Source organism: Microbacterium esteraromaticum, from assembly GCF_016907315.1.
In the GTDB taxonomy this organism is placed as follows: Bacteria; Actinomycetota; Actinomycetes; order Actinomycetales; family Microbacteriaceae; genus Microbacterium; species Microbacterium esteraromaticum.
The window spans coordinates 2,294,950-2,317,329 of the sequence record NZ_JAFBBS010000001.1; the positions used below are offsets into that span (position 1 = coordinate 2,294,950).

Sequence of the window (22,380 nt, forward strand, 5' to 3'; positions counted from 1 at the left end):
CTGCGGGCATGGACCCCATTCGCGAGCATCTGCATCGGCACCTCGACGAGCTGACGGACAGACTGGCCGAGTGGGTGGCGATCCCCTCGATCGCGGGCGACGCCGAGCATCAGGGCGATCTGAGACGTTCGGCCCACTGGCTCGCCGGAGAGATGCGTGCGGCAGGGCTCGAGGCATCCGTGCTCGAATCGGGGGATTCATGGGCCGTGCTCGGCGAGTACAGCGCCGGCCCCGAGGCGCCCACCGCGCTGGTCTACAGCCATCACGACGTCCGCACGGTCAAGCCCGAGGAATGGGCTGAGACCGAGCCGTTCATACCTGTGCGGCGCGACGGGCGGCTCTACGGCAGGGGCGCGTCGGACGCCAAGGGGCAGGCCCTCGCGCACGTATGGGCGCTGCGGGCGCTGCGCGATCTAGACGGCGGCGCGCCCATGAACGTGAAGCTGCTCATCGAGGGTGAGGAGGAGACCGGTTCGCCCACCCTCGCCGCCCTGCTCGAGAAGCACGCCGAGCGCCTCGCCTGCGACGTGATCGTCTTCTCCGACACCGTGCAGTGGAAGGCGGACGCACCTGCACCGGTGACCTCGATGCGCGGCACCGTCAACGCCACGCTCACGGTGCGAGGGCCCGACCGCGACGTGCACAGCGGGGTCGTCGCGGGAACGACGGTGAACCCGGCCATCACGCTCGCGCATGCGCTCGCCGCGCTGCACGACGAGCAAGGCCGGGTGCGCGTACCCGGCTTCTACGACGGCGTGGCAGAGCTGACCGACGAGCGTCGTTCGGAGTTCGCGGCGCTTCCCTTCGACGAGCACGACTGGGTGGTGCGCACCGAGACCCGCGTCGTCAATGGCGAAGAGGGCTTCACGGTGCTGGAGCGCCTGTGGGCCCGCCCGACCGTCGAGGTGATGTCGCTGATCGCCGGCGACCCCCTCGGCCTGCCCCGTTCGGTCATCCCGCGGGATGCGACCGCGAACCTGAGCATCCGCACGGTCGCCGACCAGCGCATCCCCGCGGTCGCCGAGCAGCTGCGGGGCTTCTTCGCATCGGTGCTGCCCGCCGAAGCCGAGTACTCGCTCGTGATCGACGAGGCAGTGGGGCAGGAGCCGTACGAGTCGCCGAGCGGACCTCTTCTCGGCGCGCTGGAGCGCGCGCTCGAACGCGGCTACGACCTGCCCGTGCGCGGACGGATGGGCAACGCCGGTGGCGGGCCAGCCGACCTGCTGACTCGTACGTTCGACGCTCCGATCCTGTTCCTCGGCACGGGGCTGCCCGAAGACCACTGGCATTCCAGCGACGAGAGCATCGATCTGCGGATGCTGCACAGCGGCGCCGCGTCGATCGCGCACCTGTGGCGTGAGCTGGCGGAGGTGCTCTCCGCGAGGCCGTGAGCGCCATCCGTGGCCTGTCGGTGCACGCGGATAGGGTCGGGAGCATGAAGTCGGGTGATCCGGGGTGGCTGCGGCGCAGGCATCCTGTTGTCGCGGTGACCGCGACCGACGACGCACCCGAACCGGGTGGCGAATGGCCGACCGGCATCCCGGCGGTCGCTCAGCTGCTGCGCGATGGCATGCGGCTCTCGCCGGGGGTCACGTTCCTCGTCGGTGAGAACGGCAGCGGCAAATCGACGATCGTCGAGGGGATCGCGCTGGCGTACGGGCTGTCGCCCGAGGGCGGGTCGCGCAACGCCCGGCACAGCACGAGGCCGACCGAATCGCCGCTGTCGGACTGGCTGCGGCTGGAACGCGGCATCGGCGCGAGCTCGTGGGGGTTCTTCCTGCGTGCCGAGACGATGCACTCCTTCTACACGTACCTCGAGCAGAATCCCTCGTCGAGCGGAGACGCGCGCTTCCACGAGATGAGCCACGGGGAGTCCTTCCTCGAGATACTGAGCACCCGCTTCGATTCGCCGGGCTTCTACTGCCTCGACGAGCCGGAGGCGGCGCTGTCGTTCGCGTCGACGCTGACCCTCATCTCGGTCCTGCGCCGCATCGCCGACGAGGGCGGGCAGGTGCTCTGCGCCACCCACTCGCCGGTGCTCGCCTCATTGCCAGGCGCGACCATCCTCGAGGTCGGCGACTGGGGGCTGCGCGAGACGACCTGGGACGACCTCGAGCTGGTGCGGCACTGGCGCTCTTTCCTCGGCGATCCCGACCGCTACCTGCGGCACCTGCTCGACTGACCGGCTATGCGGCAGCCTGCGGGAAGGCGCGGGTCAGCTTGTGCGGGTTGCACACCTGCCGGATGCCGCGGATCCGGCCGACCTGGTCGAACTCGAGGGTCAGCACGTCGGTGCGTCCGCTGTGGTCGAGCGCGAAGGCGAGCTCGCCGTTGACCTCGATCGGCGTGAACGAGAAGGGAAGCGCGGGATCGAAGGCCCTCGCCTTCTCGCGCACGCCAACGTAGAAGCGATGCACCTTCTGGGCGCCGAAGATCGGATTGCGGGTCGCGGCGACCACACCGCCGCCGTCGGTCCACAGGATGGTCTCGTCGGTGAGCAGCGTCAGCAGGGTGTCGAGGTCGCCGTTCTGCACGGCGGCGAGCAGGCTGCTGAGCGCCTCGGGATCGGCAGCGCGCGGGGCGGGCGAATGCTCGTCGATCTGCAACCGGCGCTCGGCACGCGAGATCAGCTGGCGCACCGCGGCGGGCGACTTCTCGAGGATCTCGCCGATCTCGACGGCGGTTATCGCGTAGGCGCGGTGCAGCACCACGGCGGCGCGCGCCTCTGGCGAGAGCTGCTCGGCGAGGTGCAGCAGGGCGAGTGAGAGCAGTTCGCGGTCGGCGACCGCGTCGTCGGGAAGCCGGTCGGTCGCGACGGGCTCCGGCAGCCAGTGCCCGGTGTACTCCTCGCGCACGGCGACCAGCGCACGCACGCGGTCGATCGAGCGGCGCACGCATGTCGTGGTGAGCCAGGCGGGCCAGGAGCGCACGGCCGCGGCATCCGCCCGCTCAGCCTTCAGTGCCTCGATCGCGACCTCCGAGACGACGTCTTCGGCATGGCCGAAGTCACCGAGCATCCGGTATGCGATCCCGATCAGCCTGCCGCGTTCGGCCTCCCAGGCCAGCGCGGCGGAGGTGGCGACGGTCATGCCGCTCACGCTACCGCGCTGGGCATTCGCTCACACGATGGGGTGCTTGTCATCGACCGGCGGAGCCATCTCTGTCGCGATCGCGATGCGGTTCCAGACGTTTATGGTGCAGATCGCCATGACAATGGCACCCAGCTCGCTCTCGCTGAAGTGCTCTGCCGCAGCGTTCCAGATCTCGTCGGTCACGGTGTCGGGGCCGAGCTTCGTGATCGCGTCGGTCAGTGCGAGCGCGGCGAGTTCCTTCGGCTCGAAGAGGTTGCGGGCGTGCTGCCAGGCACCCACCGCGTGCAGTGTGCGCTGGGGAATGCCGTGCTTCGCACCGTCGGTCGCGTGCATGTCGACGCAGAATCCGCAGCCGTTGAGGATCGACGCGCGAAGCTTGATCAGCTCGTACAGGCGCTTCTCGACCGCCCTGCTCGAGTACGCCTCCATCCCGATGACGGCGGCGTAGCCGAGCTTGTTGGTGCGGCCCATGTCGATCCTGGTCATGGTGGTCCTCTCATCCGGGCATCCGGTCGATGCCTCTGACCGTCTGTCGGAGCCGAGCTGCGAAGTGTGACAGGCGTCGGCGCCGGCCTGGCGTCATCCGGCCTCGGCGCCGAGACGACCCTGCGAGAATGGGAGATCCGACGACCCGAGGAGTTCTCGTGCTGTACATCTCGACCCGCGGCGGCATGCAGCCGCAGCCGTTCAGTGAGACGCTGCTCGAGGGCCTCGCGCCAGACGGCGGGCTCGCGGTGCCGCAGCAGCTGCCGCAGGTCGACGCCGAGACGCTCGAGCGGTGGCGCGCGCTCACCTACCCGCAGCTCGCGACCGAGGTGCTCTCGCTGTTCGCCACAGACATCCCTCGTGACGACCTCGCGCGCATGACCGCGGCGGCGTACGCCGACTTCCCGGATGCCGTGGTGCCGCTGCGCTCGATCGGCGGCGGGCTGACGCTCGTCGGCCTCTCGGAGGGCCCGACTCTGGCGTTCAAGGACATGGCGATGCAGTTCCTCGGCCAGGTGCTCGAGTACGTGCTCGAGAAGAAGGGGCGCGTGCTGAACATCGTCGGTGCGACCTCGGGCGACACCGGATCGGCGGCTGAGCACGCGCTGCGCGGCAAAGACCGCGTCTCGGTGTTCATGCTCTCGCCGCAGGGCCGGATGAGCTCCTTCCAGCGGGCTCAGATGTTCTCGCTGCAGGACGCCAACGTGCACAACATCGCCGTCGACGGCGTCTTCGACGACTGCCAGAACCTGGTGAAGAGGCTCGCGGGCGACCTCGAGTTCAAGCGCGAGCAGAACCTCGGCGCGGTCAACTCGATCAACCTGGGGCGCATCGCTGCTCAGGTCGTCTACTACTTCTGGGCATGGATGCGGGTGACGGACGCCGTCGAGCCGGAGTTCCGCCCGGGCTTCGAGGTGTCGTTCACGGTTCCCTCCGGCAACTTCGGAAACATCCTGTCCGGCTTCTTCGCCAAGGGCATGGGCGTTCCGATCCGCCGTCTCGTTCTCGCCGCCAACGAGAACAACGTTCTCGACGAGTTCTTCCGCACGGGCATCTACCGCCCGCGTTCGGCGGCAGACACCCACGCCACCTCGAGCCCCTCGATGGACATCTCGAAGGCATCGAACCTCGAGCGCTTCATCTTCGATCTCGTCGGCCGCGACCCGGGACGCGTCGTGCAGGCCTGGGATGCCCTCGATGCTGTGGGCCAGGTGGACTTCTCTGCAGAGCAGGGCCGCTTCGAGAGCGAGTTCGGCATCGTCAGCGGCACGTCGACACACGCCGACCGGCTTGCGACGATCCGCTCGGTGTACGAAGAGACCGGCGAGATCATCGACCCGCACACGGCTGACGGGGTGAAGGTGGCCCGCGAGTTCGTCGAGCACGAGGTGCCGATGCTCGTGCTCGAGACGGCGAAGCCGCAGAAGTTCGCCGAGACCATCGCCGAGGCGATCGGCGTCGAGCTCGAGTTCTCGCCCGCTCTGCGCGAGATGATGGATGCTCCGCAGCGCGTCACCGAGATGGCAGACGACGAGCAGGCGCTGCGCGCCTTCGTCGCGGAGCACGCGCTGCGCTGACAGATCGCCCCTCCGGTGGGTCCGCGCGGTGGCAGCCGCAGCGGCCCCTCGCGCTACTCTGAGCGCATGTGCACGGCGTGGGGACCGGCTGCACGGCAAGGGGGAGGGGATGACCGCAGCGATTCGCGGGCTTGCGCTGGGCTCGCTCGCAGGCATCGTCGGATTTCTCGCGTTCGTCGAGTTCACCAGCGGCGTGCTGCAGGGCTACTACACGCCCATGCTCACCGATATCGCGCGTCATCTGGGCATTCATGACGCCGACGTGAACTGGCTCGAGGGCGCGCAGCTGATGCTGTCGGCGCTGGTCGTACCGGCCTTCGCGAAGCTCGGCGACATGGTCGGGCACAGGCGCATGCTGCTGATCGCGACGGCCCTCACGGCGGGGGCTGCGCTGGTTCTGCCCTTCACCGACTCGTTCCTCGTGTTCCTCGTCGGGTGGGCACTGATGGGCTTCTACGTGGTGTGGCTGCCGCTCGAGATCGCGTTGATCTGGTCTCGCACGAGGCCCCGGAATGAGCGTGCGATCGTCGTGGCCCGCGCCGCCGGGCTGCTGGTGGCGGCGCTCGAGGGCGGAGCGATCATCGGAGCGCTTGCCGGCGGTGCGCTGGTCGACCGGCTGCCGCTGCAGGTCGTGCTCCTGATCCCCGCAGTGATGATCATCGCCTGCTTCTTCGTGATCCTGTTCGGGGTCGAGGAGTCGCCGGAGCTCACCGGCGGGCGCCTCGACGTCGTCGGGCTGTCTCTGATCGCGATCGCGCTGCTCGCATTCACCGGCGGACTCGGACTGCTGCGTCTGCCCGGCGGGGTGACGAGCTGGTGGTCATGGGCGGTGCTGGTGCTCGGCATCGCGCTGATCGTCCCCTTCGTCCGCTGGGAGCTGCGCCATGACGACCCCGTGATCGAGGTGCGGATGTTCCGTTCACCGGCGCTTCGACCGGTCTTCGTCACCGCCGCTCTGTTCGGGGTCAGCATGCTCGGGGCGCAGGCGCCGCTCGCCACCTTCGCCCGCACCGATCCCGTCGCGAACGGCTACGGACTGGGGACGACCGGATTCACGACGTCGGTGATCATCGGCATCTATCTCGTGGGCATGATCACCGGCGCGCTCACGTACCCGGTGGTGGCCCGCCGCCTGTCGCCGCGGGTGGCGCTGATCGCCGCGTGCGTCTTCATCGGCATCGGCTTCCTGCTGTTCCTGCCGCTGCACTCCGCGTACCTGCAGGTCGTCGTCAACATGACTGTCGTGGGCATCGGATCGGGCGCGCTCATCGCGGCGCTGCCTGTGGCCGCGGCATCCGCTGCACGCTCGACGCAGACCGGGGTCGCGACGGGACTGAACAACACGTCGAAGACTCTCGGGGGCGCGATTGCGTCGTGCATCTTCGGCATTGCGCTGCTGAACGGTGTGACGGTAGGCGGTTCGGGCTCGACGGCCGGATCGCTGACGGGGTACATGACCGTGTGGATCGTGTGCGGCGTGACCGCACTGGCCGCAGCGCTGGTGCTGTTCTTCGTACCGAAGCACACCTTCACCGACCCGGCGGCTGTTCGGGAGCCCGCGGGCTGACCGGTCATCAACGGCCGATCAGCGGATGCCGTTCGCGCTGAGCTGTGCATCGAGCGCGGCGAGGGCCTCGGGCGCGGTCAGACCCGCACTCAGCACGGTGAGGCCGAGCCCCTCGGCGGTCGCGAGCAGGCCGACCGCGCGGATCGATGCTGTCGCCTCATCGACCTCTGTCGCCTTCGCGATCAGGTCTGCGAGCCAGGTCCGCAACTGCGCATCGCCCTGCTGCAGCGAGCGCGAGAGGTCGTCGCGGGTGGCCGCGTACGCCTGGAACTGCAGGCCGATCCTGCCGTCGTGCAGTTCGTCCTGGCTCTGCGAAATGAAGTTGGCGAGCACCGCGCGCACGACGGCGCCCGGTGAGGGCGAGTCTCCGAGTGCGGCGACTGATGTCCCTATCCGCTGCTCGTAGCGGGCGCTGGCTGATGTCATGGCGAACGCCATGAGGTCGTCCTTCGAGGTGAAGTAGTGCTGCACCATCCCGGCGGTGACCTGCGCTTCGGCGGCGACCTGCCGCAGACTCACGCCGCCGACGCCGTCGCGGACGATCACGCGGAACAGGGCATCGATGATGAGCGCGCGTCGCTCGGCATGGTCGACGATCTTCGGCATGCCGCCATGGTTTCACATTGCAGTCGTATTGACAACGCGACGGCGCCCTGGTTGCATTGCAGGTGTAATGCAACCGCGGGAGGAGCGTCATGACCCAGGGATCCGCCGTCCGGACCGCCGAACCGCGTCGTATCGGTCCAGAACTGCACGGCGCAGATCGGCTGCGGTACAGCGTTCGTCGCGCTACTGCCATGGAGGCTGCCGGCTGGCGCAGCATCGGCCGGGCCCTCGCCGGCCGCCCTCGCGTGCCGCGGGGTGCGTCGGCATTCACCTATGATCGTCCGGTCCGCACGATCCTCGTCGTCTTCCTCGTGCTGTCCGCCATCGAGATCCCGATCATCGACCTGGTCGTGCACGGCATCCCGTGGCTGCGATGGCCGCTCATGGCGCTGGGGGTGTGGGGCGTGCTGACGATGCTCGGGATGCTGCTGGGGTACCTGACCCGACCGCACGCGGTCGGACCGGATGGCATCCGCGTGCGGCACGGGGGCGAGGTCGACATCGACCTGGCGTGGAACGACGTCGCCTCGGTCGAGCACCGACGGCACGCGCTCAGCGGCGCGCCCGCGCTGAGCCTCACCGGACACGGCGACGATCAGGTGCTCAATCAGGTCGTGCAGGATGGAGCCGACATCCTGGTCACCCTCGAGCGACCCACCCGGCTGCGCCTGCCGCAGGGCGACGTCACCGTCTCAGCCGTGCGGATGTCGGTCGACGAGCCCGCGGCGTTCCTCGACTCCGTGCGCACTCACATCCCGTGAGAGTCGGTGCGGTCGATCAGGCCTGACGCGGCGGGTTGTGCATGATCTCGAGCCGGATGCCGTTGGCGTCCTCGACGAAGCTCGCGTAGTACCTGTCGCTGAAGCGCGGGTAGTCCTTCGGCGCGCGCACCTCGTTCCAACCCGCGCTCATCGCGATCGCGTGGATGCGGTCGACCTCTTCACGCGAGTCGACCGCGAAGGCGAGGTGCTGCAAGCCGACGCGGCCGTGCACGTGAGGTCCCGTGCCCTTCTCCCGTGCCGTGTACAGCAGGATCTCTGGCTCGCCCTCGAGCACCCAGTACGCGTGATCGTCGGCATTGTGGGCCCTGGTGTAGCCCAGCGCCTCGAGGACCGGATGGAACTGCGCGGATGCCGAGGACACGTCGTCGACGGTGATGCCGAGGTGATCGAAAGTCGCCATGCCCCCAGTCTGGCCGATCCGTCAACGAGCAGTCACGGCAGACTGGGGCGATGACCGCCGTCTCGCCGCGGTCGTCGACTGACCCTGCTTCAGGACGAGGCGTCGATCGACACCATCCAGGCCACGCCGAAGCGGTCGACGAGCATTCCGAAGTCTCCGCCCCACGGAGCCGGAGCCAGCGGAATGGTGGCCGTACCGCCGTCGAGCAGTCCGTCCCAGATCGCGCGCAGCCGCTCGGCCTCGCTGCCGCCGACCGAGATCGAGAGGCCGCGAGGCGCCTGGAACTCCATGCTCGACGGCGTGTCCGATGCCATCAGCACCATTCCGTCTTCGGTGGTGAGCTGGCCGTGCATGACGAGCTCGCTCTCGTTCGGCTCGTAGCCCATCTCGGGCATCGACCCGAAGGTCATGATCTGCAGGTCGCCGCCGAGCACCTCGTGATAGTGCTCCAGCGCCTCGCGGGCGTTGTCCCGAAAGGAGATGTACGGGTTCAGAAGGGGCATGGTCTCACCTCTCGATGGTTTCTGCCGGGGGCCCGGCGACGCCAAGTATTCGCCGCCCCACCGACATTCGCAATGCCTCTTCCCAGGCGCCTCGCGCTCGCGCCTGCCCGAGTCAGTTCGAGCCGACGACCCGCAGGATCTCAGGCCACGCCCGTCTGCCCAGCTCGGCATCAGCAGCCGCCGATCCGCCGCGCGCCATGCGCACGCCGCCGCTCGCCGCCTCCTCACCGGGCAGCAGCAGGCGATGCCCGGCATCCGGATGCCCGATCACCGTCGTGACCAGTCCTGCTGACCGCCGCGCCGCGACGATCGCCTTCGCGAAGGCGTCCGACGGCCAGACCTGATCGTCGCCGCCGACGATCAGCAGCACCTCGCCCTCGATGCGCTCGACAGCGATGCGGGCCACGGTCGCGCGTTCCGCGAAGCGGGTGAGGCTCGAGGCGTAGAGCCCGCGATACGCGGGCGGATCGGCATCCGGAAGCCAGTCCGGGTCGAACGGCGTGAACGGCACCGGCTCGCCCGCGAGCGTCCAGTGCGACGACCATGCGCCCTCGTGCGCGCCGGCCCACACGACGGATGTCGGAGCGACCGCGATCACCCCGTCGACAGGACTGACAGTCGCCGTCAGCAGCGCCGCCTCGGCGCCGAACGACGTGCCGAACACGACCACCCGATCGCACTCCTGGCGCAATTCTTCGAGATGCTCGACGAACAACTCGACAGGAACCTCATGCGGTACCGGCCGCTGACCCTCGCCGCCGAACCAGCGCATCGCCAGCACGCGTGCGCCGTGCGCCGCGAGCAGCCCGGCCCGCTCGGTCTCGATCCGTCCGCTGGAGCCCGCCAGCAGCAGAACCCCTGTGCCGCTCGGCGTCGTCGGGTGCGCATCGAACCGGTCGGCCTCGGCGAGCACCATCACGCCTCACGCGGCGGGTTGTGCACGAACTCGAGCCGGATGCCGCTCTCATCCTCGACGAAAGACGCGTAGTACCGGTCGCTGAATCGCGTGTAGATCTTGGGCTCGCGCACGGCCGTCCACCCGGCATCCATCGCCACGCGGTGCAGCTCATCGACCTCGTCACGCGAGCCGACAGCGAACGCGAGATGCTGCCAGCCGGCCTCGCCGTGTCGGTGCGGCACGGCGTCGGCGTCGTCGCGGATCTGAAAGACGATGAACTCGGTCTCGTCGCCGTTGTGCCACGAGATGCCGTGCTCGGCCTCGACGCCGACCGAGTATCCGAGCGCGGTCAGCACCGGATGGAACTGCTGTCGTGCTCGCTCGATGTCGAGAACGGATATGCCGAGGTGGTCGAGAAGCGCCATGCTGTTCAGTCTGTCGCACCCTGGCGCGGATGCCCCACGGTCCGGGCGCGCCGGTGCCTCAGTGCGGTGCGTGGTACTCCGCGGTCCCGCGCTTCCAGTAGCCCTTCACGACGGCGTTCGCCACGTCGACTCCCCAGCGGGTGAGCAGCGCACGACCTGGTCTGACGATCGACTGCTCGGCGGCGATGAACACGAAGGGGTCTTCGCTCACGGCATCCGCCTCGCCCAGCTCCTCGATGAACGCGATCAGCGCAGATCCGGCCGGGGCGTCGCCACGGTGCAGCCACTCGACGGCGACAGGAGCGTCCACAGCCACCTGATCGGACTCGGACGCGACCTCGATCACGATCCTCGCGGGCGTCCCCGAAGGGATCATCGCCGCGAAGCGGCGAATCGCCGGGATCGCGGTCTCGTCACCCACGAGCAGCCACGATCCCGGCTCACCCGTCAGCACCGCCGACCCGCGCGGGCCGCCCACGCCGACGAACGAGCCGAGGGGAGCGGACGCCGCCCACGGAGCGCCCACGCCCTCATCGCCGTGCACGGCGAACTCGACATCGAGCCAGTTCTCTCCCCACGCGAGCGGGGTGTACTCGCGGCTGGGCGAGGCGCGAAGCTCGTCGACCGACGAGGTGGGGCCGGCCGCGAAGAACAGGCGCATGTGGTCGTCTGCGCCGAGAGATGCGAACCCCGCGAGCTCGGCGCCGGCAAGGCGCACACGCACGTAATTCGGCGCGAGCCACTCACGCGATTCCAGGGTCGCCGCGCGGAAGCGCAGATCGAGGCCCTGTCGTTCGATCGAGAAACCGGATTTCACATCGCTCATAAAGTAAGGCTAACCTAAGTCGCGGCGAGGACGGACTCGCTTCCGCGCAGCTCGCGCACCACCCCGCAGAACAGGAGACTCTCCATGTCCATGCCCCGAATCATCGGCGGAACCGCTCTCGGTCTCGTCAGCATCCTCGCACTCGCAGGCTGCTCCACCGGCCCCGCTGCCGAAGCCGAAGAGGCCGCGCCCAAGACCGCGAGCACCGTCACCGTCGAAGACAACAACGGCACGCACAAGATCTCCACCCCGCCGAAGTCGGTCGTCGCGACAGACAACCGCACCTTCCAGACGCTGAGCGACTGGGGCATCGAGCTGTCGGCCGGCGCGGTCGCCCTCATGCCGGTGACCGTCGACTACAAGACCGACAAGAGCATCATCGACCTCGGCAACCACAACGAGCCCGACCTCGAGTCGGTCGTCGCGGTCGAGCCCGATCTGATCATCAACGGCCAGCGCTTCACTCAGCATCACGACAAGCTCGCGAGCCTCGTGCCCGACGCGACGATCCTCGAGCTCGACCCCCGCGAGGGCGAGCCCTTCGACGACGAGCTCAAGCGCCAGGTCACCGTGCTCGGCGAGGTCTTCGGCAAGCAGGCCGAGGCCAAGAAGCTGGTCGACGACTTCGACGCCGCCATCGCCCGCGCCAAGGACGCCTACGACGACGCAGACAAAGTGATGGCCGTCACCACCTCGGGCGGCGAGATCGGCTACATCGCACCGAAGGTCGGCCGCACGCTCGGCCCGATCTTCGACATCCTCGGCCTGACCCCTGCGCTCGAGGTCGAGGGCGCCACCGACGACCACCAGGGCGACGACATCTCGGTCGAGGCCATCGCGAAGTCGAACCCCGACTGGATCCTCGTGATGGACCGCGACGCGGTCTTCGCCGACGAGGAGCCGAACTACGTGCAGGCCGCCGAGATCCTCGAGAACTCCGAGGCGCTCGCATCCGTCACCGCCGTCAAGGACGCGCAGATCGTCTACATGCCCACCGACACGTATCTCAACGAGAGCATCCAGACGTACACGACCTTCCTCAACGACTTCGCCGACGCGCTCGAGAAGTCCGAGAAGTGACACTCCGCGGTGGCATCCGGTCGATTCCGGATGCCACCGCGCACCCCCACCATGACACGCACCCTCACTCTGACTGAGCCCGGGCCCGCCCCCGCCGGGCGCGGCGGCGTCGCGACCCGCGGACGCCTGTTCGACGCGAAGCTGCTGATCGGCATCCTGGTCGTCGCAGCCCTCCTCGTCGCCTCGCTCTTCACCGGCGTCTACGACATCGCGGGCGCCGCAGACGGCGCCGAGATGTTCCAGATCACCCGCATTCCGCGCACGATCGCGCTCGTGCTCGCGGGAGCCTCGATGGCCATGGCCGGTCTCGTCATGCAGCTGCTCACGCAGAACCGCTTCGTCGAGCCGACGACGACGGGCACCACCGAATGGGCGGGCCTCGGCCTGCTCGCGGTCATGGTGCTCGTGCCGCACCCGTCGCTGCCTCTGCGTATGGCTGGCGCTGTCGTCGCCGCGTTCATCGGCACCATGATCTTCTTCCTCTTCCTCAAGAGGGTCTCGCTCCGCTCGTCGCTCATCGTCCCGATCGTCGGCATCATGCTCGGCGCTGTCGTCGGCGCGGTCTCGACATACCTCGCCCTCGCGACGAACACGCTGCAGAGCCTCGGCGTCTGGTTCGCCGGCAGCTTCACCTCGGTTCTGCGCGGCCAGTACGAGATGCTCTGGATCGTCGCCGCGGTCGGCGTGATCGTCTTCATCGTCGCCGACAGGCTCACCGTCGCCGGCCTCGGCGAAGAGATCGCCACGAACGTCGGACTCGACTACGACCGCATCATGCTGCTCGGCACCGCCCTCATCGCCGTGGCCACCGGAGTTGTCACCGTCGTCGTCGGCAACCTGCCCTTCCTCGGATTGATCGTGCCCAACATCGTCTCGATGCTGCGTGGCGACGACCTGCGCAGCAACCTGCCGTGGGTCTGCCTGCTGGGGGTGGGCATCGTCACCCTCTGCGACCTGATCGGCCGCATCGTGGTGATGCCGTTCGAGGTGCCGGTCTCGCTGATCCTCGGCATCGTCGGCGCCGTCGTCTTCGTCCTCCTCCTGCTCAGGCAGCGTCGCCGTGCTTAGGCGGGCCAGTGCGCTGTCGCCGGTGCCGACGCGCACCTCGTCGGGTCTGTTCCCGGATGCCAGGGCGCGGCGCCGCTATGCGATCGCACTTCTGATCCTCGTCGTGCTCTCGGCCGGCTTCGGGCTGGGCCTGCTCGCATGGGACAACCCGATGCCGTTCGGAACCGAGGGGTTCTGGCGCATCGCCCAGCTGCGATTCACCAACGTGCTCGTCATGATCCTCGTCGCCGTCTGCCAGGCCGTCGCCACCGTCAGCTTCCAGACGATCGCGACGAACCGCATCGTCACGCCGTCGATCCTCGGATTCGAGTCGCTGTACCGCGCTGTGCAGACCTCGTCGGTGTACCTGTTCGGCATCACCGGCCTGATCGCGATGCAGGGACTGCTGCAGTTCGGCATCCAGATCGCCATCATGGTCGCACTCGCGATGCTGCTCTACGGATGGCTTCTGACCGGACGGTACGCCAACCTGCAGATCATGCTGCTGATCGGCATCGTGATCGGCGGCGGTCTCGGGGCCATCGCGACGTTCATGCAGCGGCTGCTGACCCCGAGCGAGTTCGACGTGCTCGCGGCGCGTCTCTTCGGCAACATCTCGAACGCCGACCCGTCGTACCTTCCCGTGGCGGTGCCGCTGTGCGTCACGGCATCCGCTCTGCTCTGGATGCGCGCCCGCCGCCTCAACGTGATGGCGCTGGGGGCAGACACGGCGAACGCGCTCGGCCTGAACCACCGTCGCGAGCTCATGATCACGCTCTTCCTGGTCGCGGTGCTGATGGCGACGTCGACCGCGCTGGTCGGACCGATGACGTTCCTCGGGTTCCTCGTGGCAACGCTCGCGTATCAGTTCGCGGGATCCGACGATCATCGGCTCGTGTTGCCGGTCGCCGTGCTCACCGCGTTCACGATCCTCTCGGGCGCCTACTTCGTGATGCGCAACATCTTCTACGCGCAGGGCGTCGTGTCGATCATCATCGAGCTGATCGGCGGCGTCGTGTTCCTCATCGTCATCCTCAAGAAGGGCCGCCTGTGATCACCATCTCTGATGTGCGCCGCCAGTACTCGGACGAGGTCGCGATCGGACCCGTCGACCTCGTGATCCCCGAGGGGGGCATCGCCGCCCTCATCGGGCCGAACGGCGCCGGCAAGTCGACGCTGCTCACGATGGTCGGCCGGCTGATGGGCATGGATGCCGGAACCATCGAGATCGCGGGACTCGACGTCGCATCGACGAAGTCGGCCGACCTCGCCAAGGTCGTCTCGATCCTGCGGCAGGAGAACCACTTCGTCACCCGCCTCACCGTGCGCCAGCTCGTCGGATTCGGTCGCTTCCCGCATTCGAAGGGGCGGCTGACCAGGGCGGATGAGGAGATGATCAGCCGCTCGATCGACTTCCTCGATCTCGGGATGCTCGAGCACCGCTACCTCGACGAGCTCTCGGGCGGTCAGCGTCAGCGGGCGTACGTCGCGATGGTGCTCGCTCAGGACACCGACGTCGTGCTGCTCGACGAGCCCCTGAACAACCTCGACATGAAGCATGCGGTGACCATGATGGCCCAGCTGCGCCGTGCTGCCGACGAGCTCGGCCGCACGATCGTCATCGTGCTGCACGACATCAACTTCGCCGGGCACTACGCCGACCGCATCTGCGCCATGAAGGACGGCCAGGTCGTCGAGTTCGGAGCGCCGGCCGAGATCATGACGGACGAGGTGCTGACCCGCGTGTTCGAGACCCCCGTGCAGGTGATCGACGGGCCTCACGGCCCGCTCGCCGTGTACTACTGAGCGGTGCCGGTCGGTCCGCACGGTGTCGGTGTGAACCCGGTCAGCGGTTGCGGTGGTCTTCGGGGGCGAGGCGCGCACCGCGACGCGGCTCGCGGGACCCGGATGCCCAGATCAGGCGGATGATGCGCTGACGGTGCCCTGCCCAGGGCGCGAGCAGCTCGAGCATCCCGTCGTCATCGGTGCGGTGACCCGTCAGGGCGAACCCGACCTCGTGGGCCAGATGGTAGTCGCCGACGCTCACGGCATCGGGGTCGCCGAGGGAGCGGATGCGCGTCTCGGCGGATGTCCACACGCCTACTCCGTGCAGGCTGGTCAGCACGCGGTCGCGATCACGGCCGTCGGCGGCGGCGAGGGCCGCGCGTTCGATGCTCGCGCCGCGACGCGCGGCCGAGACGATGGTGCGCGACTGCGGCGGCTCGACCGCCGCGCGGTGCCACTGCCACGAGGGAATGCGCTGCCAGACCTCATGCGAGGGGGAGGCGAACATGGGCCGCGGCACAGGACCCGGTGCGCGTTCGCCGAACCGGCTGACGAGATACCGCCAGGCGCCGAACGCCTGCATGCCGGTCACCTTCTGCTCGATGATGGCGCACGCGAGGGCATCGAAGACGCGATCGGTGCGCGCCATCCGGATGCCGGGATGCCTGCGCGCGACCTCCTCGAGCCGAGGATGCATCGAGACGTCGAATCCGGCGTCGTCATCGTCGGAGCCGCACAGACGCGGCACGGCGTCGAGCGCCTCGGCGGCGCCGGGCCCCCACGCCGAGGCGCGCACGCCCTCGGAGCCCTGCCGGAGGCACAGCGTCGCGACACCGGCGTCCGTCCGGAACGCCATCCAGATGCGGTGGCCCTCTATGACCATCGTCGGATCCGTGCCGCCTCGGCGCAGCATGCCGACCGTCCGGCCGAGGTCCAGCGGATGCCGCGGGCGGTAGACGGACTCGCGCGCAGTCGCAGGAGCATCCGTCATCAGGGTCATGCAAGAACCCTACGCGTCGTCTCTGACATCGACTCGCGGGAGCCCAGCCTGATCGTCGAGCTCCGGGTGCCGCCTGGATGGCCTCGCCCGCAGACGGCGAAACCCCGGGTCTCGGTGAGAACCCGGGGTATCGGCGAAGAGAGGGATCAGAAGCGGTCGGGCGAGGGGGTGCCGTGTCCGTAGCGGATCGAGACGTCGGCGTGACGGTCGAAGCGGTAGCCGACGCCGCGCACCGTGCGCACGATGTCTTCGTGGCGGCCGAGCTTGGCGCGCAGGCGACGCACGTGCACGTCGATGGTGCGCTCGCCGGGGGCCTCTTCGTCAGACGATGCCTGCCACAGGGCCGAGACCAGCTCGCTGCGCTCGATCGTGCGACCCTCGCGCAGCACCAGGTACTGCAGCAGCTCGAACTCCTTGTAGGTGAACGAGGCCGACTCGCCGTCGAGCAGCACGCGCTTGCGGGAGATGTCGACGACGACGCCCGACTCCTCGTCCTTCTCCTCCTCGACCGCGGCGTTGGCGCGGGCGATGGCGCCGGGCTCGTGCAGGGCGAGCCGCACGACGTCGAGGTCGCGGCCGCCTGCCGACTGCGGCGCGAGGGCGACGGTGGCGTGCGTCTCGGCGCCGGGGGCAAGTTCCGCCAGCGTGCGACGCAGGGCGTCGACGAGCACCGGGAGGCTGACACCGGCTGAGGCGGCCTTGATCTCGTCGATGCCGACGTAGAGGGCGAAACCGCGCGGGGAGCGGACCGAGGGGAGGTCTGCGGCGGCGTCGGCGGGGGAGATGACGCGAACGGGGGCGGTGACAGGACGCTCGAGGAGGGCGGTGTTCGACATGATGATGGATCCTTCACGGATACGTGAGCCGAGGCTCTGGATGCGTTGCACGAATGACCGGACGGAGCCGGTGGAGAATGAGCGCGAAGGGTGGGCGCTCAGAGACTCGTCCTCAGATCGAGGAGAATTCAGCGAGTCAGGCTGGGTGGTTGCGCCTTAGCAACACATTCGGCAACACGTGCCAACGCGACCGGGCATCATCATCCCGGCAGTCCCGTTCGCCTCCTGGGCGGACAGAGGGCTTGCGTTGGTGGTCATGGGGGTGATTATTTCCCACCATGACCCGCCATGTCAAAACGTGACAATCCAGCGGATGAAACACGACGTAACGTTGTGGGGTGAGTTCAACCGCCGATGCCTCCGATTTCGTGTTCCAGGATGAGAAGGATGCCTCGCGCTACACCCTCACGCGCGGGGGAGAGCTGCTCAGCGTGCTCGACTACCGCGACGACGGCAGTGCCGTAGCGATGACCAGGGCGTACACGATCCCCATCCATCGAGGCCGGGGATACGCGGCGCTCGTCACCGAGCATGCCGTCTCCGACGTCGAAGCGCGCGGTGACCGCCGGATCGTCCCGGTGTGCTGGTATGTCGCCGACTGGTTCGACGCGCATTCCGACAAGCGCCACCTGCTGCGTCGCGGTGCCGATTCCTGAGCCGGAGGCGGCTGAGCGCGGCACGCCTCGGACACGATGTCGGTGGTCGTCCTTACCGTTGAGGCATGCGCATCCTGCACACCTCCGACTGGCATATCGGCCGCACCTTCCACGGGCACTCCACGCTCGCGGCGCTGGCCGACGTGCTCGACGCGCTGGTCGCGCAGGTCCGCGAGAACGCGGTCGACGTGGTGATCGTCGCGGGCGACGTGTTCGACTCCGCCACCCCAGCGGCCTCCGCATACACGCTGCTCGACGATGCGCTGCTGGCGCTGCACGAGACCGGCGCCACGGTCGTCATGACCAGCGGCAACCACGACTCCGCCGCGCGGCTCGGCTTCCACTCGCGGCTGCTGCGCGACGGCATCCACGTGCTGACCGACCCGCTCGCGATCGCCACGCCGATCACCTTGCACGACGAGCACGGGCCGGTGCACTTCTTCGGCATCCCCTACCTCGAGCCGGCCATCGTCCGCCATCACTGGGCAGATGCCGAGTCCGCGCTGCGCTCGCAGGCGCAGGTGATGACTCATGCGATGGGTCTCGTGCGCGAGGGCGTAGCGGCGCACGGGGGGCGCTCGGTCGCGGTCGCGCACTGCTTCGCGGCCGGCGTCGACGTGACCGCAGGTCTCGAGCGCGAGGTGCGTCAGGGTGGCCTCGACATGGTGCCGCTGGCATCGTTCGACGGTCCCGACTACGTCGCCCTCGGACACATCCACGGCCGTCAGCAGCTCAGCGAGCGGGTGCGCTACTCGGGCGCTCCGCTGCACTACAGCTTCGGCGAGCAGCACAAGCAGCGGGGCTCGTGGCTGGTCGACCTCGACGCCGGCGGGCTCGCAGGGGTCGAGTGGCTCGAGCTGCCTGTGCCCCGCGCACTCGTCACTCTCACCGGAACGCTCGACGAGATCCTCGCCGATGAGAACGCGGCCCATGCCGACGCGTGGGTGTGCGCGATCTACACCGACGCCGTGCCTCAGCACGAGCCGATGCGGCGGCTGCGCGAGCGGTTCCCGTTCTGCGCTCTGGTGCAGCATCAGCCCGCTGGGGCGGATGCTGCAGACGAGCGCTCCTATGCGCAGCGGCTGCGCACCGCGGTCAGCGACGTCGACCGCATCGAGGCGTTCCTCGAGCATGTACGCGGCGGGCACGGGGCGACCGATCGCGAAGCGCAGCTGATCCGCGAGGTGCTCGACGATCGCGTACGGGCCGAGGCGCTCGTCTGATGCAGCTGCATCGCCTCGAGATCGAGGGGTTCGGTCCTTTCCGCACCCGACAGACGGTCGATTTCGATGCGTTCGCCGATGACGGCATCTTCCTGATCGCGGGGCGCACCGGCGCCGGAAAGTCGTCGATCCTCGACGCTGTGTGCTTCGGGCTCTACGGTGGCGTGCCGCGCTACGACAGCGGAGACAAGCGACTGCGCAGCGATCACTCCGAGCCCGACGAACCCACCGAAGTCGTGGTCGAGTTCAGCACGGCCGGCGGGCGATACCGCGTGACACGGGCACCCGCGTACGAACGCCCGGCCAAGCGCGGCGGCGGCTTGACCACTCAGGCGGCGTCCGCGCTGCTGCAGCAGCTCGTCGACGGCGAGTGGATCGGGCTGGCGGCTCGCGCCGTCGATGTCGCCAACGAGCTGAACGACATCCTGCAGCTCACGCAAGAGCAGTTCCTGCAGGTGATCCTGCTCGCGCAGAACCGATTCGCCGACTTCCTGCTCGCCGACAGCCGCGAACGCCAGGCCCTGCTGCGGCGCCTCTTCGGCACCGAGCGCTTCTCCGACTACCAGGCGCGATTCGACGAGCGTCGGCGCGCGGCCGAGCAGGCGCTCGGCGGCAGTCGTGCGACGGTGGCCGCCCGGCTAGACGAGGCCGAGCGTATCGTCACGGAGGCAGAGCTGTGGGGCGACGACGCCGATTCCGCGCCCGCGACGACGGACGCCCGGATCGATGTGCTCCGCCGCGCCATCGCTCGCGCCGACTACCGCGTCGAGCGCTTCGGTACCGAACGCGATGTGGCAGAGAAGACGCTCACGCTCGCGGATTCGGCGCTCGCCGATCTCAGAGAGCAGCGGCACGCGCAGTCCGATCGCGATCGGGCACGCGTCGCCCTGGCAGCACTGGAGGCGCAGACGGCCGAGATCGCGGATGCCACAGCGCGGCGGGACCGCGCGCGTGTGGCCGAATCGCTGCGCACGCTCATCGCCGCCGCCTCCCGAGCATCCGCAGCGCGGGTCATCGCCGCCGAGGCCGAGGAATCCGCCCTCGCCGCGTTCTCGATCGCAGAGGCGACCGGCGACGGCCGTGCGGCTGCGTACCGCGAGTTCGCGTCCGAGCGCACGCGCGAGAGCGGAGCATGGCAGCAGGCCGCCGAGCTGGAAGCCAGCGCCGCGACGCGCGCCGCCGAGCTGGCCACCGCGCAGGCGGCAGTGGCGCAGGCATCCGGGACCCTCGCCGCGCTCGATGCAGAGCGAGAGGCGCTGCCCGCCACCATCGCCGAGCTCACCGCTGAGCGCGACGTGGCGCGGCGGGAGGGTGACCGGGCCGACACCGCCGCAGATGTCGTCGCGCTCGCCGAGCGACAGCACGCCGCCTCTCGAGAGGTCGAACGGCTCACCGCCGCGGTGGCCTCAGCGGCATCCGCCGAGTCCCACGCGTCCGACGCGCACGCACGAGCGCAGACCGTGCTGTCGCAGCTGCGCCGGCGCCGCCTCGACGGCTACGCCGGTGAGCTCGCGACCTCCCTCGTCGACGGTCAGCCGTGCGCGGTGTGCGGCGCGACCGAGCACCCGGCGCCGGCCGAGCACGCCGACCCCGTTTCCGCTGACGACATCGAGTCTGCCGAGGCTGCGCGGGACGCGGCCGCCGTCGCCGAGCGGAAGGCGTCGCGCGCCCTTGCAGAGCTCACCGCCGAGCACGCTGCCGCACTCGAGCGATCGGCCGGGCTCAGCGTCGAGGAGGCCGGCGAGAATCTCTCTCAGGCCGTGGTCGCTCGCGACGCCGCTCGGCAGGCGGCGCTCCGAGCCGAGCAGCTCGGAGCCCGACTCGACGATCTGCAGCGCGACCTCGGCGATCTCGAGCAGCGCCGCGCCACAGCGTCCGAAATCCTCGGCGGGGCGCGCACCGCGCTCTCGCTGATCGAGCAGCGCATCGCCGATTCCGACGCAGCCGTGGCGGCAGCCCGCGGCGAGCACGACAGCGTCGCCGACCGCCTTGCCGAAGCGCAGCGCGACATCGCTCTCGCGACGGCGGCAGCCGACGCGATCGACGCGCACGCGGCTGCGATCGAGCGCGAAGGGAACGCGAACGACGAGCTCGCGGCGGCCGTCGCCGGGTCGGTCTTCGACGAGGTCGCCGAGGTCGAGCAGGCGCTGCTCAGCGCCGCCGAGGTCGCTGCGCTCGACGATCGCATCACCGCGCACGCGGTCGAGATCAAGAAAGAGCGCGCCCTGCTGCTCGACCTCGAGATGCGCATGCTGCCAGATGAGCCGCTCGACCTCGAGCCGGCCGAGCATGCCGCGCAGCAGGCGCGGGCCGCGTGGCAGACCGCCGTCGACGCCGACAGCCAGGCCCGCAGCGTGCAGAAGAGCCTCACCGCGACCGTCGACTCGGCTGCTCGCGAGCACGCCGCATCCGCCGAAGCGGCGCGCGAGTTCGAGGTGCTGCGCTCGCTCGCCGACACGCTCGCCGGTCGCTCGGAGAATACGCACCGGATGACCCTCGAGACCTTCGTGCTCGCCGCCGAGCTCGAAGAGATCGTCGCGGCGGCCAACGTGCGCCTGCACGACATGTCTGACGGCCGCTATCAGCTGCGCCACTCCGACGCGCTCGCGGCTCGAGGCGCGGCATCGGGCCTCGGCATCGTCGTCTTCGACGCCTTCACCGGCCAGACCCGGCCGGCGAAGTCGCTCTCGGGCGGCGAGACGTTCCTGTCGTCGCTCGCGCTCGCCCTCGGCCTCGCCGAGGTGGTCACGGCGCGCGCCGGGGGCATCCGGCTCGACACGCTCTTCATCGACGAGGGATTCGGATCACTCGACGCCGACACGCTCGATACCGCGATGCGCACCCTCGACGAGCTGCGTCAGGGGGGTCGCACGGTCGGCGTGATCAGCCACGTCGAGGCGATGCAGGAGCAGATCCCCGCTCAGCTGACGGTGCGCACGCTGCCAGACGGTCACAGCGTCATCGACGCTCCACCCGGCGCGAGCTGACTCAGACCGCGTACTCCCGCTGCATGTGCTCCCACAGCTGGGCGCTGCACGCGGCGACGACGTCGTCCCACACCTGGGTCGCCCCGTCCTGCGCGCGGTCCGAGACCACACGCATCACGCGGATCGGCACCTCGAACTTCTGCGCGACCCAGATGAACGAGAAGGTCTCCATGTCGACCAGCACTCCGCCGAGATCGCGGATGCGCGCCACCGCGTCGGCATCGTCGACGAAGATGTCGCCGGTCGCGATGGTCACGCCGTCGCGCCCCGTCTCGACGCGCGACGGCAGCGACACGTGCTGTCCGATCACGCCGTCGAGGTCCTGCACGTCATGCTGGATCGCTGCGCTCACGTCGTAGATGCCCGACTCGACCGAGTCGTCGACGGCGCCGGCCGTGCCCACCACGACGATCTCGTCGTAGCGCTTCGCGTCGAGCGCCCGGGTCAGGCCGTAGGCGGCCATCAGCTTGCCGGGGCCGGTGACCAGCCGGTCGAAGCCGGGGAGCTCTGCGGGAAAGGCCTGAAGTTCGGATGCCAGGGCGGCGACGAGAAGTCTCACGTGCTCCATCCTCTCAGGTGGGGGAGACTGGTACCCGACGAAGGA

The 22,380-nt window shown here is 69.1% G+C and carries 23 protein-coding genes; 12 read left to right on the forward strand and 11 right to left on the reverse strand.

Going from position 1 to position 22,380, the window contains the following annotated elements; all coding sequences use genetic code 11:
• Positions 1–8: 8 nt before the first annotated feature.
• Both JOE67_RS10975 and JOE67_RS10980 read left to right on the forward strand, forming a co-directional pair.
• On the forward strand, positions 9–1,391 hold the full coding sequence (locus JOE67_RS10975) for a M20/M25/M40 family metallo-hydrolase (RefSeq protein ID WP_204975596.1): 1,383 nt from the start codon (positions 9–11) through the stop codon (positions 1,389–1,391).
• Positions 1,392–1,435: 44 nt separating this feature from the next.
• Entirely contained in the window at positions 1,436–2,182 is a 747-nt protein-coding gene (locus JOE67_RS10980) for an AAA family ATPase (RefSeq protein WP_204975597.1), read from the forward strand.
• A gap of 4 nt (positions 2,183–2,186) precedes the next feature.
• Here JOE67_RS10980 and JOE67_RS10985 read toward each other — a convergent pair whose 3' ends face one another.
• Positions 2,187–3,089 (reverse strand): sigma-70 family RNA polymerase sigma factor, encoded by a 903-nt coding sequence (locus JOE67_RS10985; protein ID WP_204975598.1) that lies wholly within the window; start codon positions 3,087–3,089, stop codon positions 2,187–2,189.
• Between the two features lie 30 nt (positions 3,090–3,119).
• A complete protein-coding gene (locus tag JOE67_RS10990) occupies positions 3,120–3,578 on the reverse strand; it encodes a carboxymuconolactone decarboxylase family protein (RefSeq protein ID WP_204975599.1) in 459 nt (152 codons plus the stop codon).
• A gap of 158 nt (positions 3,579–3,736) precedes the next feature.
• Here JOE67_RS10990 and thrC point away from each other — a divergent pair, with 158 nt between their 5' ends.
• Complete coding sequence (thrC, locus tag JOE67_RS10995; RefSeq protein WP_204976942.1) at positions 3,737–5,155, forward strand: threonine synthase; 1,419 nt, start codon at positions 3,737–3,739, stop codon at positions 5,153–5,155.
• A gap of 109 nt (positions 5,156–5,264) precedes the next feature.
• Positions 5,265–6,722 (forward strand): MFS transporter, encoded by a 1,458-nt coding sequence (locus tag JOE67_RS11000; RefSeq protein ID WP_204975600.1) that lies wholly within the window; start codon positions 5,265–5,267, stop codon positions 6,720–6,722.
• An 18-nt stretch (positions 6,723–6,740) separates the two neighbouring features.
• Here the strand turns inward: JOE67_RS11000 and JOE67_RS11005 are convergent, their stop codons facing one another.
• A complete protein-coding gene (locus JOE67_RS11005; RefSeq protein ID WP_204975601.1) occupies positions 6,741–7,328 on the reverse strand; it encodes a TetR/AcrR family transcriptional regulator in 588 nt (195 codons plus the stop codon).
• Positions 7,329–7,417: 89 nt separating this feature from the next.
• On the opposite strand from JOE67_RS11005, the gene JOE67_RS11010 reads away from it, so the two are divergent.
• Complete coding sequence (locus JOE67_RS11010) at positions 7,418–8,089, forward strand: hypothetical protein (RefSeq protein ID WP_204975602.1); 672 nt, start codon at positions 7,418–7,420, stop codon at positions 8,087–8,089.
• Between the two features lie 16 nt (positions 8,090–8,105).
• Here the strand turns inward: JOE67_RS11010 and JOE67_RS11015 are convergent, their stop codons facing one another.
• The 5 genes from JOE67_RS11015 to JOE67_RS11035 all read right to left on the reverse strand — a co-directional run bounded on the left by JOE67_RS11015 (position 8,106) and on the right by JOE67_RS11035 (position 11,162).
• Positions 8,106–8,510: a VOC family protein gene (locus JOE67_RS11015; protein WP_204975603.1), complete on the reverse strand. Its 405-nt coding sequence runs from the start codon at positions 8,508–8,510 to the stop codon at positions 8,106–8,108.
• Between the two features lie 89 nt (positions 8,511–8,599).
• On the reverse strand, positions 8,600–9,013 hold the full coding sequence (locus JOE67_RS11020; RefSeq protein ID WP_204975604.1) for a VOC family protein: 414 nt from the start codon (positions 9,011–9,013) through the stop codon (positions 8,600–8,602).
• A 112-nt stretch (positions 9,014–9,125) separates the two neighbouring features.
• The gene (locus JOE67_RS11025) at positions 9,126–9,929 is read right to left on the reverse strand and encodes an alpha/beta fold hydrolase (protein WP_204975605.1); all 804 of its coding nucleotides are present in this window, start codon (positions 9,927–9,929) and stop codon (positions 9,126–9,128) included.
• Positions 9,929–10,336 (reverse strand): VOC family protein, encoded by a 408-nt coding sequence (locus JOE67_RS11030; RefSeq protein ID WP_204975606.1) that lies wholly within the window; start codon positions 10,334–10,336, stop codon positions 9,929–9,931. The genes JOE67_RS11025 and JOE67_RS11030 overlap by 1 nt, the downstream gene beginning before the upstream one ends.
• A 58-nt stretch (positions 10,337–10,394) precedes the next feature.
• Positions 10,395–11,162, reverse strand: coding sequence for a siderophore-interacting protein (locus JOE67_RS11035; protein WP_204975607.1), 768 nt, complete (start codon positions 11,160–11,162; stop codon positions 10,395–10,397).
• A gap of 84 nt (positions 11,163–11,246) precedes the next feature.
• On the opposite strand from JOE67_RS11035, the gene JOE67_RS11040 reads away from it, so the two are divergent.
• Genes JOE67_RS11040 through JOE67_RS11055 form a run of 4 tightly spaced genes read left to right on the forward strand, consistent with a single transcriptional unit; the run spans position 11,247 to position 15,095 of the window.
• A complete protein-coding gene (locus JOE67_RS11040; protein ID WP_204975608.1) occupies positions 11,247–12,242 on the forward strand; it encodes a siderophore ABC transporter substrate-binding protein in 996 nt (331 codons plus the stop codon).
• Positions 12,243–12,272: 30 nt separating this feature from the next.
• Positions 12,273–13,310, forward strand: coding sequence for an ABC transporter permease (locus JOE67_RS11045; protein WP_420827644.1), 1,038 nt, complete (start codon positions 12,273–12,275; stop codon positions 13,308–13,310).
• A gap of 22 nt (positions 13,311–13,332) precedes the next feature.
• Positions 13,333–14,343, forward strand: coding sequence for an iron chelate uptake ABC transporter family permease subunit (locus JOE67_RS11050; protein ID WP_338041584.1), 1,011 nt, complete (start codon positions 13,333–13,335; stop codon positions 14,341–14,343).
• On the forward strand, positions 14,340–15,095 hold the full coding sequence (locus JOE67_RS11055; RefSeq protein WP_204975610.1) for an ATP-binding cassette domain-containing protein: 756 nt from the start codon (positions 14,340–14,342) through the stop codon (positions 15,093–15,095). The genes JOE67_RS11050 and JOE67_RS11055 overlap by 4 nt, the downstream gene beginning before the upstream one ends.
• Positions 15,096–15,135: 40 nt before the next feature.
• Here the strand turns inward: JOE67_RS11055 and JOE67_RS11060 are convergent, their stop codons facing one another.
• The gene (locus JOE67_RS11060) at positions 15,136–16,074 is read right to left on the reverse strand and encodes a DNA-3-methyladenine glycosylase family protein (RefSeq protein WP_204975611.1); all 939 of its coding nucleotides are present in this window, start codon (positions 16,072–16,074) and stop codon (positions 15,136–15,138) included.
• Positions 16,075–16,220: 146 nt separating this feature from the next.
• On the reverse strand, positions 16,221–16,910 hold the full coding sequence (locus JOE67_RS11065) for a winged helix-turn-helix domain-containing protein (protein WP_204975612.1): 690 nt from the start codon (positions 16,908–16,910) through the stop codon (positions 16,221–16,223).
• 338 nt (positions 16,911–17,248) lie between these two features.
• Between JOE67_RS11065 and JOE67_RS11070 the strand changes: the two genes are divergently transcribed.
• From JOE67_RS11070 to JOE67_RS11080, 3 genes are all read left to right on the forward strand, one after another.
• The gene (locus tag JOE67_RS11070; protein ID WP_204975613.1) at positions 17,249–17,566 is read left to right on the forward strand and encodes an N-acetyltransferase; all 318 of its coding nucleotides are present in this window, start codon (positions 17,249–17,251) and stop codon (positions 17,564–17,566) included.
• Positions 17,567–17,631: 65 nt separating this feature from the next.
• A complete protein-coding gene (locus JOE67_RS11075) occupies positions 17,632–18,789 on the forward strand; it encodes an exonuclease SbcCD subunit D (protein WP_204975614.1) in 1,158 nt (385 codons plus the stop codon).
• Positions 18,789–21,776 carry an AAA family ATPase gene (locus tag JOE67_RS11080; RefSeq protein ID WP_204975615.1) on the forward strand — a complete coding sequence of 996 codons (2,988 nt, stop codon included), beginning with the start codon at positions 18,789–18,791 and terminating at the stop codon, positions 21,774–21,776. Before JOE67_RS11075 ends, JOE67_RS11080 begins: the two co-directional genes overlap by 1 nt.
• Position 21,777: 1 nt before the next feature.
• On the opposite strand, the gene JOE67_RS11085 is transcribed toward JOE67_RS11080, so the two are convergent.
• On the reverse strand, positions 21,778–22,335 hold the full coding sequence (locus JOE67_RS11085; protein ID WP_204975616.1) for a phosphorylase family protein: 558 nt from the start codon (positions 22,333–22,335) through the stop codon (positions 21,778–21,780).
• Between the last annotated feature and the right edge of the window lie 45 nt (positions 22,336–22,380).

What these genes read in the sequence shown, in the direction of transcription:
- JOE67_RS10975 (WP_204975596.1), top strand. Translation starts at nt 9, where the DNA reads ATGGACCCCATTCGCGAGCATCTGCATCGGCACCTCGACGAGCTGACG.
- JOE67_RS10980 (WP_204975597.1), top strand. Translation starts at nt 1,436, where the DNA reads ATGAAGTCGGGTGATCCGGGGTGGCTGCGGCGCAGGCATCCTGTTGTC.
- JOE67_RS10985 (WP_204975598.1), bottom strand. Translation starts at nt 3,089, where the DNA reads ATGACCGTCGCCACCTCCGCCGCGCTGGCCTGGGAGGCCGAACGCGGC.
- JOE67_RS10990 (WP_204975599.1), bottom strand. Translation starts at nt 3,578, where the DNA reads ATGACCAGGATCGACATGGGCCGCACCAACAAGCTCGGCTACGCCGCC.
- JOE67_RS11000 (WP_204975600.1), top strand. Translation starts at nt 5,265, where the DNA reads ATGACCGCAGCGATTCGCGGGCTTGCGCTGGGCTCGCTCGCAGGCATC.
- JOE67_RS11005 (WP_204975601.1), bottom strand. Translation starts at nt 7,328, where the DNA reads ATGCCGAAGATCGTCGACCATGCCGAGCGACGCGCGCTCATCATCGAT.
- JOE67_RS11010 (WP_204975602.1), top strand. Translation starts at nt 7,418, where the DNA reads ATGACCCAGGGATCCGCCGTCCGGACCGCCGAACCGCGTCGTATCGGT.
- JOE67_RS11015 (WP_204975603.1), bottom strand. Translation starts at nt 8,510, where the DNA reads ATGGCGACTTTCGATCACCTCGGCATCACCGTCGACGACGTGTCCTCG.
- JOE67_RS11020 (WP_204975604.1), bottom strand. Translation starts at nt 9,013, where the DNA reads ATGCCCCTTCTGAACCCGTACATCTCCTTTCGGGACAACGCCCGCGAG.
- JOE67_RS11025 (WP_204975605.1), bottom strand. Translation starts at nt 9,929, where the DNA reads ATGGTGCTCGCCGAGGCCGACCGGTTCGATGCGCACCCGACGACGCCG.
- JOE67_RS11030 (WP_204975606.1), bottom strand. Translation starts at nt 10,336, where the DNA reads ATGGCGCTTCTCGACCACCTCGGCATATCCGTTCTCGACATCGAGCGA.
- JOE67_RS11035 (WP_204975607.1), bottom strand. Translation starts at nt 11,162, where the DNA reads ATGAGCGATGTGAAATCCGGTTTCTCGATCGAACGACAGGGCCTCGAT.
- JOE67_RS11040 (WP_204975608.1), top strand. Translation starts at nt 11,247, where the DNA reads ATGTCCATGCCCCGAATCATCGGCGGAACCGCTCTCGGTCTCGTCAGC.
- JOE67_RS11045 (WP_420827644.1), top strand. Translation starts at nt 12,273, where the DNA reads ATGCCACCGCGCACCCCCACCATGACACGCACCCTCACTCTGACTGAG.
- JOE67_RS11060 (WP_204975611.1), bottom strand. Translation starts at nt 16,074, where the DNA reads ATGACCCTGATGACGGATGCTCCTGCGACTGCGCGCGAGTCCGTCTAC.
- JOE67_RS11065 (WP_204975612.1), bottom strand. Translation starts at nt 16,910, where the DNA reads ATGTCGAACACCGCCCTCCTCGAGCGTCCTGTCACCGCCCCCGTTCGC.
- JOE67_RS11075 (WP_204975614.1), top strand. Translation starts at nt 17,632, where the DNA reads ATGCGCATCCTGCACACCTCCGACTGGCATATCGGCCGCACCTTCCAC.
- JOE67_RS11080 (WP_204975615.1), top strand. Translation starts at nt 18,789, where the DNA reads ATGCAGCTGCATCGCCTCGAGATCGAGGGGTTCGGTCCTTTCCGCACC.